This window comes from Pseudalkalibacillus decolorationis, assembly GCF_024609785.1.
Lineage (GTDB): Bacteria > Bacillota > Bacilli > Bacillales > Fictibacillaceae > Pseudalkalibacillus > Pseudalkalibacillus decolorationis.
In genome coordinates this window covers 202,816-216,475 of sequence record NZ_JANHJQ010000002.1, presented here as the reverse complement: position 1 = coordinate 216,475, position 13,660 = coordinate 202,816, and the positions used below count along the sequence as shown (strand labels likewise).

Genomic DNA, 13,660 nt, shown 5'->3' with positions numbered 1-13,660 from the left:
CTCCTTTAAGAAAATTTCATAGTTTAGCCACTTATAGTAATGTCAGAAGGTTCCTCCTCAAAGTGGAATTGTGGTGGTTTTTTTGTAAACATTTTTGTTAAAAACATGAGATATACCCAGCCCACAAGGATCCAAATGCATCCTAAGATGAGGGAATGTTTATCTAAGTTTGTCCATAACCACAAGGTAAAGCAGGCTCCGATTGCCGGGAGAAAAACATATAAGAACAGTCCTTTCAAATGACGTTGCTTTTTGTGAATATAGTAATGAAATATTACAGAAATGTTCACAAACGTAAAAGCAACAAGTGCACCGAAGTTAATGAAGGAAGCTGCAGTGACTAAATCAATAGCCAGGGCTGATAATGAAAATAAACCGATAAGAATGATGTTGTTAGACGGCGTTTTATATTTCGGATGGATATAGCCGAATATTTTTTGTGGTAATACGGATTCTCTTCCCATAGCAAATAAAAGGCGTGCCGTACTAGCATGTGAGGACAACCCTGAGGCAAGAGTTGAAGTAATCATTCCCGCCAAAAAAATGGATCCAAATAAGGCTCCTCCAATAGCCTCTGCTATCTCGAAAGCGGCAGAGTCAACGACTTCAAATGATCGAAAATCCGGATATACTAAATGTGTAATATAGGATACAAACGTAAACAACGCTCCCCCAATCAGTGCGATTAAGAAAATCGCTTTCGGGATGGTACGTCTAGGTTCAATGGTTTCCTCAGATAGTGTAGTAACGGCATCAAAACCAAGAAAGGAAAGGCATAGTATAGATGCCCCGGCGAGTACAAAGGAATAAGAAACATCAGGGTTATAAAACGGAAGTGAAGAGAAGAGTACACCCAATCCCATTCCTTGTGTAATTCCTTTAATAGCAAGTATTATAAATAGAATAGTAACTAATAATTGGAACAAGACTAAGATGCCGTTCACTTTAACCGTAAGTTGAATCCCGAAAATGTTGATCGCTGTTACCGTAACGATAAATAGTAGAATCCAGCCCCATGATGGAATGATAGGAAAAGCAGCAGAAAGGAATATGCCTGCAAGAAGAAAGTTGATCATCGGTAAGAAAAGATAATCCATTAAAACGGACCAGCCAACAAGAAAACCTAGGTTCGGACTTATGGACTTTTGGGTATACGTATAGGCAGAACCTGCAGATGGGTAGGCCTTCACCATTTTCCCATAACTATAAGCAGTAAATAACATGGCAATTAATGCGACAATATAAGCTGCAGGTATCAATCCCAAAGACGTTTGAGCGACAACTCCGTATGTTGAAAATACGGTCATTGGTGCCATATACGCTAGTCCTAAAATAACGACGGGCAGAAGTGTTAATGTTCGACGAAAATGATGTGGTTGTTTGTCATTCATTCATGTATCCTCTCCTTAAAATGTATACTTTTTATGTATTGCAAGTTCCATGCCAGAATAATCAAATAATTAAATCAATTTGTTTTTTGTCGAATAAACGGTCATTTATAGAAAAAAGGATAAGAAAAATATATTCTTCACGTTATGCAAAAGTAAATAACTTACCCAAATTTGCATAGTAAAACCACTTCCTTCCTAAGTAACAAAACAAACGGTAATAAACCCTAACGATTTGAAATTTCCCCTATTTTCTTGTAAAATGCAACATTGTGTGTCCTAAACATAGGAATATTGAACGGCCATAAGAAAAGGGAGGGAGATCATGTCTTTCGCACTCAGAGAACCATTCACCCAGGAACGAAAAAAAGATCCGGTTGAATTAGAGTTCCAGGTTTTCCGTATGCAAGAAGATGTGAAGCGAATCGCAAAAAAGTGGGATGTCATTGGGGTTGATCAAACAAAGGATGATAACCTTGTAATCGTCTTTAAATCAGATTCAGAAGACCGCTGCAACATCATGTTGAATGATTGCGAATCGTCTTTTAAAGGAAAGTGGGATTTTTCAATTCAGGTGATGTATCCGGATCGAGACACCATTCACATTGGTGACATTAAAGGTCCTGAAAATAAAGGGTACGGTTCCATTTGCATAAACTATTTAAAAGAATTGGCTAAAGACAAGAACATTCCTTACATCACCGGCGACATTGCAGAACGTGACTGGGATCATGTCGATCGTCTTGTACACTTTTACGAGAAGCATAATTTCAACATTGATATTGATTATGATGATAAATCTGGAACTATAGTGTGGAATCAGGCATAGTCCATTTAATAGTGATCAACTTCCTCAGGGAAATTCATCTCCAAGGAATTGAATGGGATCCTAAATAACCACCGCCGTGTACCTAGGATGGCAAAGGACTTGGCAGCCATAATAAATCGGAATCTAATATAGTGGAAAGAGCAGACTTCATTGTGAAGTCCGCTTTTTTTATTTAAATTGTATTTTAAGGTTACTGGTTTACAAATGAGGTCATTGTCTGTATAATTTGTAATTATTAAATCGTAATCATTACGTTTTAACGTCAATTTAATAATTAATGATCTATGAGAGGTGGGTTTTTCAGGGTTATTTAAGAAAATATAGAATGTCTAGAATCGCTTTTTCGGGAGCTTACATACAAGGGGCAAGTCCCAGGAATGTAAAAGTCAAGCTGGTAATCAGATTTTCGACCAATAAATGAACATATTAAAATTCAGGAGGTTTTGCTAAATGTATAACAAAAAAATTCCAGTAACCGTATTAAGTGGGTATTTAGGATCTGGAAAGACAACATTGTTAAATCACATTCTTCACAATAGACAGGATAAGAAAGTAGCCGTTATCGTAAATGACATGAGTGAAGTGAACATCGATGCTTCGATGGTGAAACAAGGTGGCTTCAGTCGAACGGAAGAAAAACTAGTAGAGCTTCAAAACGGATGTATTTGTTGCACATTACGAGAGGATTTGATTCAAGAGGTTGAGAAGCTAGCCAAATTAGACATCGACTACATTGTTATCGAATCAACGGGAATTTCAGAACCGATTCCTGTTGCCCAGAGCTTTACATATGAGGATGATGAACTCGGAATTAACCTTTCAAACCATTGTAAGCTTGATACAATGGTAACTGTAGTTGACGCAAATCGTTTCTGGGATGACTTTGCTGGTGGTGAGAGCTTACTAGATCGAAACCATGCAGTAGATGAACAGGATACAAGAGAAGTCATCGATTTATTGATTGACCAAATCGAATTTGCCGACGTCATTGTATTAAATAAAACGGACCTAGTAGAAGCTGACGATCGAGAAGAGCTACAGGCCGTATTAAAACAGCTGAACCCGGCCGCTAAAGTAATCGAAACGAGTCACAGCAACATTCCTCTTGATGAGGTATTAGATACGAATCTATTTGATTTCGAAAAAGCGAGCCAAGGGGCAGGGTGGATCAAGGAATTAAACGAAGAGCACACACCTGAGAGTGAAGAATACGGAATTAGTTCCTTCGTTTATAAAAGAAAACGACCATTTCACCCAGAGCGTCTGATGAACTGGCTAGAAAAATGGCCAGTAGAAGTAGTTAGGGCAAAAGGTTTCTTTTGGCTAGCTTCAAGAAACGATACAACGGGCTTAATTTCACAAGCAGGAACTTCAATTTCTATTCAAGCAGCAGGTGAGTGGATTGCAACCTATCCGAAGGAAGAACAGGAAAGATTATTAGCGGAAGATCCTGCTGCTAAGAAGCATTGGGATAATCAATTTGGTGATCGAACTCAAGAAATTGTCTTCATCGGTATTGAAATGGAACAAGAGTCTGTTGAGAACCATCTAGATCGATGCCTCTTAACCGATGATGAAATGAAGAAAGATTGGACTCAATTTAATGATCCATTACCTTCTTTTACACCTGAGGTTGAGACTGTTTAAGATGGGTAAACAGCGTACGAGGAATTGAAAGAAGGAATTATAAAACTCTACCAGAATAAAATAAAGTAAGACTTTTTAAAGTGGAGGATTATGATGAAAACAATGTTTGAATATAATTGGATGATTCGAGATCAGTGGTTTAACTGGTGTCAACAAGTTTCAAATGATGAATTGTTACGGAACCGAACTGGGGGAATTGGCGGAATCCTTGAAACTCTATTTCATATTGCAGATGTGGAGTACAGCTGGATTCAAGATTTACAAGGTAAGCCAGATTTTCAAGAACCATTTGAAAAGTACAACTCACTTGATCAAGTTATCAAACTTTCTGAATCATTCCACCCTATAGTAGAAGAATTCGTAAACACATGGACAGATGATATGGAGGATAACATCTTAATTCCTCCATGGGACCTAAACCGAAAGTACACTTATGGTGAGGTATTACGCCACGTAATTGCACATGAAATTCACCATATTGGCCAACTCTCTGTTTGGGCAAGAGAGCTTGACCTTAAACCAGTTTCTGCAAATTTAATTGGTAAAGGATTAATCACAATCGATTTGCAGCATTGACAAATTATCGGGGCGCTAAAGACTTAACAGACAATAAGATTTCTAGAGGGCATATTATTAAGAATTATTTACGTATTAAAATGGTTTTTGGGACATTTTTATTGTAATATTTATTTTTTTGCATATAATTAGTACCAGGTACTAAAATCTAGTCATAAAAAGTCGTTTGTCATTTATAAATTAATCAAGACACTAGCTAAAATAGAGGACCAAGTAATATCATCTTATACTACAACCAAGGGAGAGATTCTTTATGAATGGACTTGAATCGAAGGCTAGAATCACGGCAATAGGGACGTATGCACCTGATAAGAAATTAACAAACCAGGACATGGAAAAGATAGTGGAAACAAACGATGAGTGGATTGTCCAGCGAACTGGCATCCATGAAAGAAGAATTGCTTCAGAAGAGGAATTTACGTCAGATTTATGTATAAAAGCGGTAGAAAATCTCATGACCACGTATCATAAATCAGTGGAGGATGTCGATCTGATCATCGTTTCGACCACTACACCTGACTATCCATTTCCAAGTGTTGCATGCCAAATACAAGAAAGGTTCAATATTATAAATGCAGCTGCATTCGATTTGAATGCCACATGTGCTGGATTCACCTATGCACTACACGCAGCCAATGGATTAATTACGTCTGGGTTACATCGAAAAGTGCTAGTATTAGCTGGTGAAACGTTATCTAAAGTTACGGATTATGAAGACAGGACGACTTGTGTTCTTTTTGGAGACGGGGCTGGAGCAGCACTGGTTGAGTATGATGAGAAGAATCCAAGTTTTATCAAATCCGTATTTGGGACAAAAGGAAATGGGGGAAAACACCTATACCGTAGTGGACTGTCAACTAAAATGGAGGATGTCAGTTTACATGGGAAAGGAAACATCGTCCAAAATGGTCGTGAGGTGTATAAGTGGGCTACTCGTACAGTACCTGAAGGAATTGAAAGGTTGTTCGATGGCATTGAAATGCAAGTAACAGACATAGACTGGTTTGTACCCCATAGTGCGAATTTAAGAATGATTGAATCCATTTGTGAAAAGTCTCTAATACCGATTGAAAAAACACTCAATAGTGTAGAGTATATTGGGAACACATCTTCCGCAACGATTCCTTTGGCCCTACAATTAGGTATTGAAAAAGGAAAGTTAACGAATGGGCAGTATGTATTACTTTACGGCTTTGGTGGTGGATTAACACATATGGGTATGCTGATCAAATGGGATGTTAACCCAAATAGCTATAGTAGGTCATGACCTCCGTCAAATTCGCCACATCAATGCATTAGCTATTTGAAATAAATAAATATACTGACTTTTATTAGCAGTCTACATCTTACTAACCTAAGATACAGACTGCTGGTTTTATTTTTAATAGAATAAGGCCTAATGGGGTTCAGAGTTTGGCTGAAGACTTAGCTAAAGAATGAGATCTATTCCTATGTTACTGAGCATAATTGTTTACACCATACTCGTCCCTACAGTAAAATATAAGACATTCAATGATTTCCGATTAAATTTATAGGAATAGGGTGATTAAGGTGTCAATGCAACAACCACTAGCGAAAACAGATAAAGAATTAAAACATCCAGGGCTTCCCTCTCCTCAATCGCTTATGATTACGGGGGGCATTATAACGGCCATGTTATTGAGCTTGGCTGCCTTCAATGTCGCAGGAATCCAACAGAGCCTTACATTATGGATTGGGCTTGCGTTAGGTTATACTCTTTTTCATGCGCGGTTTGGATTTACGTCAGCGTTCCGGCGTTTGCTTTCTGTAGGAAACGGAGAAGCGTTACGTGCACACATGGTTATGTTAGCTATCGCATGTACACTGTTTGCGCCAATTCTTTCAATGGGTATTGGTCTTTTCGGCACAGAACCGTCGGGGTATGTTTCCCCTGTCGGAACGAGTGTTATTGTCGGAGCCTTCCTGTTTGGCATTGGTATGCAGCTTGGCGGCGGATGTGCATCCGGTACACTTTATGCAGTCGGCGGTGGACGTTCCGCCATGTTTATAACGCTATTCGCCTTTATCATTGGTTCGGTTCTCGGAGCATGGCACTGGAATTTCTGGGTGAACGAAACGCCTTCATTTGAGGCGATTTCACTTGCAACAAGTACCGGACTTGGTTATTTCGGCGCATGGGCTGTGCAGATCGCAGTGTTTGCTGCCATTTTCGGCATTACCTATGTCATTGCGAAAAAGCGTCGACCTCCAAAGGTGAAACCACTGCCCAGCGGAAAAGGCTGGATTCGTATTCTCCGTGGATCCTGGCCATTATGGACGGCTGCGATTGCTTTAGCAGTGTTAAATGCGATCACATTAATCGTAAGGGGAAATCCGTGGGGCGTTACATCAGCGTTTGCACTCTGGGGTTCAAAAGCGGCAGCAGCTCTCGGGATCGATGTCACACAATGGGTTTATTGGTCCGGTGAACGTGCAGCTGTATTGAATCAATCCGTATTTGCCGATTCAACAAGTGTATTGAATTTTGGCGTCATACTCGGCGCATTTCTTGCTTCAGCTGCGGGCGGTGTCTTTGCGCTTAAAAAAGTTGGACTTAAACGAGCTTCAGCTGCAATCATTGGCGGCCTTTTGATGGGTTACGGTGCTCGTATTGCTTTCGGTTGTAACATCGGCGCATATTTCGGTGGCATTGCATCCTTTAGCCTGCACGGCTGGGTATGGATGGTCATGGCGCTTGCAGGAACATTTATTGCACTGTATTTACGCCCGATGTTTGGCATGTCAGTACCAAAACCAAAAGACACGTTTTGTTAATAAGGTTAGCCTGTCATCCTTAAAGGGATTGACAGGCTTTTTTAATTGACTCTAATGGTTTTACACAGAAAATAAACTTATGTGGAAAAATCTTATTCAATACTTTGTAATCCATGTTACAGAATTTTTCGATGCTTTTGTTTTATCATAAAACTAACCTTTGAAAAGGAGTGAATGGAATGAGTGATCCACAAAAATCAAATTTGATGCGTTCGTTAAAGGCTAGTGTTGTCGGAGGAATTGTAGCCGGAATTGTTTTCGGAATTTTGATGCAAATGATGGGAAAAATGCCAATGATTGCTGGAATGATGGGAAGTCAAAGTATTGCGGTGGGCTGGATGATTCATATGGTCATTAGTATCGTTTTTGGAGCCGCTTTTGGAATGATGGCAACAAATATTAAGAAGGTTTACCTCTTTGGTATTGTTTATGGTGTTATGATCTGGATTGTAGGGCCGCTTTTGATGATGCCATTAATGATGGGAATGGGGACATCCTTGGCAGCTGCCTTTACACCGCCGCAATTGATGAATCTGGCAACCCACATCATGTTTGCGTTAATTTTAAGTTTTGTTTATCAAAAAAATTTACGTGGAGGCAAAGTTACAGCTTCTAAAAACGTAAGTCAATAGATTTTAAAAACAAACGACCTTTAAGGGGTAATCATAACTTTATGGGAGCTTATTACCCCTTTTTTTGTTTAATACCGGTACTTGGAAACGGAAATGATTCATAAGCAATTATTAAATTTAACGATGTTTACTTTCCATCATTCCCCGGTAAATCCAGGTTTGATTTATGACTTAGCCATCTTTTAACGAGAATAGGTACGACTGACAGAAAGATAAAGACAACGATTGCGGTTACAATGACTGTAGGGTTACTGTCCACGAAACTGCTGCCTAAAAAATTATAAGCAAACGTACCGGGTATGATCCCAATCAGCGTGCCGAAAAAGAACGACCGGAAACGAACTTTTGAAATACCTGAGCAGTAACTAATTAAATCAAAGTTGATAAGCGGAATAAATCGTAACATCAGGACGTAATAAAATCCGTTCCTGTCTAATTGATGCTGTATTTTGGCTAAATTGCCTTTTCCTTTATGATGTGCGATGTTTTTTCCTAAATGACGCGCTACCAAAAAAGATAAAACAGCCCCTGCAGTTGCCCCGATGACTGTATAAATCGTTCACCATAAAGCACCGAAAGCCAATCCGCCAGCCAATGAAAGAACTGAGGCCGGAAAGAACACCAATGGCCTAATCGTATAAACAGCCATAAAAATAATCGGAGCAATCAATCCAAACGATAAAATCCAATCGCGAATTTGTTCTGTAGTGAAATTTAGATAGGAATGACTCAACCAGAAAATAAGAACAATGGTACCTGCAACAAGAGTAAAATTAATCTGTTTTTTTGAAATTTCCATTAGATTTTAGCTCCTTATTTGAGTTGTAAGAAGGCTCTTTTGTTTCTTGTCAATAGCCGTATGTAATAAAAAATAGTCAACTAGAAAACCATAATCTACATTATAACCATCTTACGTTGGGAAAGATGTAAGGTAGCTTACTAAATTTGTCACCAACGAGAATCCGCCAAAATAATGGTTGTGAAGCATAGAAACACGCTGAAAGGGTTTCGTGTTATCTAATTGATCAATGTTGATTATTATTACTTGTAATCATGTTCAAAGCAATTCTTAAAAGTTATGATTACAAAGAGTGGTATGAAGAAGAAAGGCGCATTCCGGAAAACCCGGTTTGTAATTCATCTTACATACAAAAAATGAATTAATTTTTATAATGAAATGCTGAAGGGGGTGTTCTTGAATACGATTCATCATGGATTTTAGATGTATTTTATTTTTCGAAAACGAAAGGCCATTTTGAGGCAAAAGATAAAGAAGAATATACAAGTATAATCGGAAAGAGATTGGAAGCTATGATAGGGAGGAAGAGGTAATGAATTTTGGTTCAGTAAAAGCGATCGTTTTTGATGCCTACGGTACTTTGTTTGATGTTCACTCAGTCATAGAAGCATGTCACGAGGCTTTTCCAAATAAGGGAGACAAGATCAGCCAAATTTGGCGGCAAAAGCAGCTGGAGTATTCCTTTTTGCGTTCTCTAATGGGAAGGTATCGTCCTTTCGTTGAGGTAACGAGAGACGCCCTTCGTTTTGCATGTAAAGAATTAAGGCTGACATTAGACAGCGGGAAAGAAGCTAGATTAATGAAGGCATACCTTGAATTAAAGCCGTACGATGAAGTTCACGATGTCTTACCGCAATTAACGGGAAAGACGCTGGCGATATTTACGAATGGTTCACATAATATGATTGACCCGCTCATTGAAAAATATAAATTTACTGAATTTCTTAATGAAGTAATTAGTGCCGATCATGTCAAACAATATAAACCTGCACCAGCCTCCTATACGTATGTACTTGACAGGATTCCAGTGAAGAGAGAAGAAGTATTATTTTTGTCTTCGAATACATGGGACATCAGCGGTACTGCCAACTTTGGGTTTCACACGGCATGGGTCAACCGGTCTGGTGGCACCATGGATGAACTCGGATTTCAACCGGATGCGGTGATTGATGATTTAACGGAACTGCCAAAACTCGTTTGATCTAAGAGATCAGAAGAAAGGACGTTTTCGTTGAAAAAGTTATTGTTAGTTGAAGCAGGCAATAAAAGGCTTTTTAAGCGACGGAACGGGGAGAACATATAAACCACCGCCCTCAACGTTATCGATTCTTTCGACAGGCGATAAAACGGGTATGCTTTTATATAAAGGAAGAATCCTGTATGGAAAGTGGGTGTGGAAATTAAAAAATCGGATTGATCGCCGTTTCATTAGATCCTATCAACAATAGAGCCTTCAAAAAGGGAATGAGAAATAAATTCAAATCCTAAATGAAGTTAAGTGAAAGTAAAAACAAGATTAAATGCAAGGCTGTGTGTAGAGAAATCATTTCGGTTGAGGAAGAGATGAATAACAAAAATGATTAAAGAACTCGAACCCAAAGTAAAAGCCCAAGTTCTTGTTTATAACACTGAGAACTTGGGAGGGGAAAATTGAATTTTTAACTGTAAATGCAAGATTTTAAAGAATAAATTCATAACCAGAATCGTTGAACCATTCAAGATTACCCTATTTGAATTTTCGGCTCCAATTCAATCGTTACATTATCTTTTACCGCACGTGAGATCATACATGAACTCTCGGCTTTTTTAGCAAGTTTAAGTGCCTTCTCTTGATCTTTTTCAGTTGCATCTGCTTTCAAGACAATATGTGGACGATGAATAATTTTCTGATAGGTTAGCACATTATTCGTTACATCTACAATACCTTCTGATTCCATTTTCAATTGATTCTTCTTCAGTTTACTCCGCTCCATCATAGCGGCTAACGTTATGAGATAGCACGTGGCCGCCGCTCCTAACAGCATTTCATCCGGATTCGTTCCGATTCCAGGACCGTCCATTTCAGTCGGAATCGACACTTTCGTTTTTAGATTCTTAGTTTCAATCTCACCTACATCATTACGCGACCCTGGCCAATCTGCTTTTAACATAAACTTATGTTGTGCCATAAGATAACCTCCTTAAGCTTTCAACTTTTATACTACCGAACGATTTTTAGTCTGTCGAAAATCATGCTCTTACAATCAATTTTAATGCAATGGTTGAGCAAAATACTCCCACTGGTCAATACTATGTTGTAACATAGACCAAGTACAAGTATCTATCTAGAAAGAAGGCTTAAAATGGGTAACCCAACCACAATTACAAAGGATAAGATATGGACTCGTGACTTTATATTTGTCTGTATATCTAACTTTTTTATTTTTGCTGGATTCCAAATGACTCTACCAACACTGCCGCTTTTTGTGAATGAACTTGGAGGAAGTGATCAGTTAATCGGATTGGTCGTTGGAATTTTTACTTTTTCTGCTTTATTGATAAGACCATGGTCGGGTCATGTATTAGAGACATTGGGCAGACGTTTCGTTTACCTAACTGGCTTAATTATTTTTGTATTATCCGTTGCGACGTATTCATTTGCTTCGAGTATCATTTTTCTATTTTTGATGCGAATTGTCCAAGGTTTAGGTTGGGGGATGTCAACCACTGCCGTTGGGACAATTGCTACTGATATGATCCCTGCAAGACGAAGAGGGGAAGGGATGGGGTACTTTGGATTAGCAGGTAACCTTGCGATGGCTTTTGGCCCTGCACTTGGGTTAGTGCTCGTGGTAACGCTCGATTTTTCATGGACGTTTATGATCGCAGCCTTTGCAGGTGTTGCTGCATTAATCATTGCCTCCCTTATTCGTTACACACCAGGAGAAAAGGCAACCGGACCTAAAAAGAAATGGGATATCTATGAAAAATCCGCACTCGTTCCTGCGTTGCTTTTGTTTTTCATAACGATGACTTTCGGGGGTATTACCTCCTTTTTGCCCCTTTATGCAGAACAGCAACATGTAAGTGGAATCGAATGGTATTTCTTTGTTTTCGCCATTTCATTAATGATCGTACGGGCTTTTGCAGGTAGATTGTATGACCGGAAAGGCCACAAAGCGATTTTCATACCCGGAGCACTTATGATTTTACTTGCAATGATCGATCTATCTTTTCTTGAAAATATGTGGATGTTGTTATCTGCCGCTTTATTTTTTGGAATTGGATTTGGAGCTGTTCAACCTGCATTGCAGGCATGGGCTGTCCAGGAGGCACCGAAGCACCGAAGAGGGATGGCAAACGCAACCTTCTTTTCATTCTTTGACTTAGGTGTTGGATCAGGTGCGATCTTTTTCGGGTTCATTGCTTCTTGGTTTGGTTACAGTGAGATCTATCTTGTCGCAGCAGGCTCAGTCATCATTTCCATCTTCTTATATATCCTACTGACGAGAAATCCTAGCAAACAGACAAGACAAAAAGAAGCTGTCAGTTAGAAATAGTCAAATTCAAATAGGGTCATTAGAAACGGAGGGAATACGAATTGTATATACTTTGATTGGTCTTCCTTTTGTGCTGTTCTGCTTTTTATGCTTTACTTCGGCTAGATTCTTTTCAACCATTTGGTTTAGCAGTCGATTAGCACTCCTTACTGATACACCGAGTGCTTCGGCTGCATCATAACTCGTTAATTCGGTTGTTTTTAATTTTGACATTGCAGTAATAATCTTTTGTAATTGAAAAATGGAGATATCAATCTGATTGCTTAATTTATCAATTTGCGGTACGGCACTATCTGAATATTCTACTTCGTATTTTTCGTTAAAGCCTAGCGGACCCATGTATTTTTTATTTTCATTGATCACAAATGAGCATGTTTCAGGATAAGACCGCGCTTCCCGATAAGCATTTTTTGCGTACTGAAATGCCTGACCTAGAGTTGTCCCGATTCCCCATCCGATATTCACACGAAATGGCAAGCGATCCTGTAAGAAACGTACTAAACGACACGTATGAAAATCATTTGTAATCGTTTGTAATTCCCCATAAGATGTAATAATTTCAATCGTAAAATTACTTTTTTGGATTGACAATTGTAATTGGTGCTGTCTACTGAATTCTAATAGCGCTTTGTGAAAAGATATTTGCATGAATTCTATATCAGTAGAATGATCCACTGACGGAGATTCTATATACCCGACCACTATTTGATTTTTTTTAAGGCGAAAATACTCAATTTCTAAAAATAAATCCTTTATTTTTTCTTCAATCGTATCTTTAGAAATACTCATGTAATAGACATTAATCCCATGTTCTTTCATAGGTTTAACGATGTTGGCTATCCTAGTGATCGATAGGTCAATTTTCCCCTCATTCCATAACCGGATATGCTTCTTTAACATATCTTCATATAATCGTTCATTTCTCCAATCAATATCATTTTCTTCTAAATGAATAGGGATTTCATTCGTTTGTAACAACTCTAATAGATCATAGTATCGATTTCCTTCCCAAAGAAAATCAATAAAAACTCTAGAAAATTGAAGCGTTTTATATGCTCTAGAGATTTTAAACAAATGCTTATAAAAATCTTTTTCTGTTAAATCTAAATATACAGTTGGTATGGAAGATTCATGGATCTCATGTTCCAGATAAAAATAAGGCAATGGACCGCCCAAAATAAATCCATCGAAAAAGGATCGATTGTTATTAAAGATATGTTTAATTTCTTCTAATTTTTCATATAGCAAAAAGGTGTACTCACACTGATCTTTAAACCGTTCAAAAACAGGGCTTAATACATCGGCGGTGCTTCTAGCATTAATAACTCCGATTCGTATCATAAGAAAATCTCCTATACTTTATTCTATCTCTTATTTTACAACAAACGCTAATCATTTCAAAAAAGTTTCAATCCCTTCACCAATTAATCGAATGCCTTTTTCACAAAAATAGT

General features: G+C 38.4%; 14 protein-coding genes. 9 read left to right on the top strand and 5 right to left on the bottom strand.

All coding sequences use genetic code 11. From position 1 onward, the window contains the following. Positions 1-23 precede the first annotated feature (23 nt). A complete protein-coding gene (locus NON16_RS02925) occupies positions 24-1,391 on the bottom strand; it encodes an APC family permease (RefSeq protein WP_257346953.1) in 1,368 nt (455 codons plus the stop codon). Positions 1,392-1,713: 322 nt separating this feature from the next. On the opposite strand from NON16_RS02925, the gene NON16_RS02920 reads away from it, so the two are divergent. From NON16_RS02920 to NON16_RS02890, 7 genes are all read left to right on the top strand, one after another. Then, complete coding sequence (locus NON16_RS02920; protein ID WP_257346952.1) at positions 1,714-2,217, top strand: GNAT family N-acetyltransferase; 504 nt, start codon at positions 1,714-1,716, stop codon at positions 2,215-2,217. 450 nt (positions 2,218-2,667) lie between these two features. Then, a complete protein-coding gene (locus tag NON16_RS02915) occupies positions 2,668-3,864 on the top strand; it encodes a GTP-binding protein (protein ID WP_257346951.1) in 1,197 nt (398 codons plus the stop codon). Positions 3,865-3,957: 93 nt separating this feature from the next. Beyond that, entirely contained in the window at positions 3,958-4,440 is a 483-nt protein-coding gene (locus NON16_RS02910; protein WP_257346950.1) for a DinB family protein, read from the top strand. Then, entirely contained in the window at positions 4,437-4,547 is a 111-nt protein-coding gene (locus NON16_RS02905; protein WP_257346949.1) for a hypothetical protein, read from the top strand. The genes NON16_RS02910 and NON16_RS02905 overlap by 4 nt, the downstream gene beginning before the upstream one ends. A gap of 146 nt (positions 4,548-4,693) precedes the next feature. Continuing rightward, positions 4,694-5,707: a ketoacyl-ACP synthase III gene (locus NON16_RS02900; RefSeq protein WP_257346948.1), complete on the top strand. Its 1,014-nt coding sequence runs from the start codon at positions 4,694-4,696 to the stop codon at positions 5,705-5,707. Between the two features lie 290 nt (positions 5,708-5,997). Next, positions 5,998-7,236 carry a YeeE/YedE family protein gene (locus NON16_RS02895; protein WP_257347227.1) on the top strand — a complete coding sequence of 413 codons (1,239 nt, stop codon included), beginning with the start codon at positions 5,998-6,000 and terminating at the stop codon, positions 7,234-7,236. A 179-nt stretch (positions 7,237-7,415) separates the two neighbouring features. Continuing rightward, positions 7,416-7,868, top strand: a complete 453-nt coding sequence (locus NON16_RS02890; protein ID WP_257346947.1) for a DUF1440 domain-containing protein — start codon at positions 7,416-7,418, stop codon at positions 7,866-7,868. Positions 7,869-7,995: 127 nt separating this feature from the next. On the opposite strand, the gene NON16_RS02885 is transcribed toward NON16_RS02890, so the two are convergent. Then, positions 7,996-8,424, bottom strand: a complete 429-nt coding sequence (locus NON16_RS02885; protein ID WP_308216575.1) for a TVP38/TMEM64 family protein — start codon at positions 8,422-8,424, stop codon at positions 7,996-7,998. Positions 8,425-8,427: 3 nt separating this feature from the next. Next, a complete protein-coding gene (locus NON16_RS02880; RefSeq protein WP_257346946.1) occupies positions 8,428-8,667 on the bottom strand; it encodes a TVP38/TMEM64 family protein in 240 nt (79 codons plus the stop codon). Between the two features lie 532 nt (positions 8,668-9,199). Here NON16_RS02880 and NON16_RS02875 point away from each other — a divergent pair. After that, complete coding sequence (locus NON16_RS02875) at positions 9,200-9,868, top strand: haloacid dehalogenase type II (RefSeq protein WP_257346945.1); 669 nt, start codon at positions 9,200-9,202, stop codon at positions 9,866-9,868. A 520-nt stretch (positions 9,869-10,388) separates the two neighbouring features. Here NON16_RS02875 and NON16_RS02870 read toward each other — a convergent pair. Next, positions 10,389-10,835 carry an OsmC family protein gene (locus NON16_RS02870; protein WP_257346943.1) on the bottom strand — a complete coding sequence of 149 codons (447 nt, stop codon included), beginning with the start codon at positions 10,833-10,835 and terminating at the stop codon, positions 10,389-10,391. Positions 10,836-11,009: 174 nt separating this feature from the next. Here NON16_RS02870 and NON16_RS02865 point away from each other — a divergent pair, with 174 nt between their 5' ends. Beyond that, entirely contained in the window at positions 11,010-12,200 is a 1,191-nt protein-coding gene (locus tag NON16_RS02865) for an MFS transporter (RefSeq protein WP_257346941.1), read from the top strand. 12 nt (positions 12,201-12,212) lie between these two features. On the opposite strand, the gene NON16_RS02860 is transcribed toward NON16_RS02865, so the two are convergent. Further along, complete coding sequence (locus tag NON16_RS02860) at positions 12,213-13,547, bottom strand: hypothetical protein (protein WP_257346939.1); 1,335 nt, start codon at positions 13,545-13,547, stop codon at positions 12,213-12,215. Between the last annotated feature and the right edge of the window lie 113 nt (positions 13,548-13,660).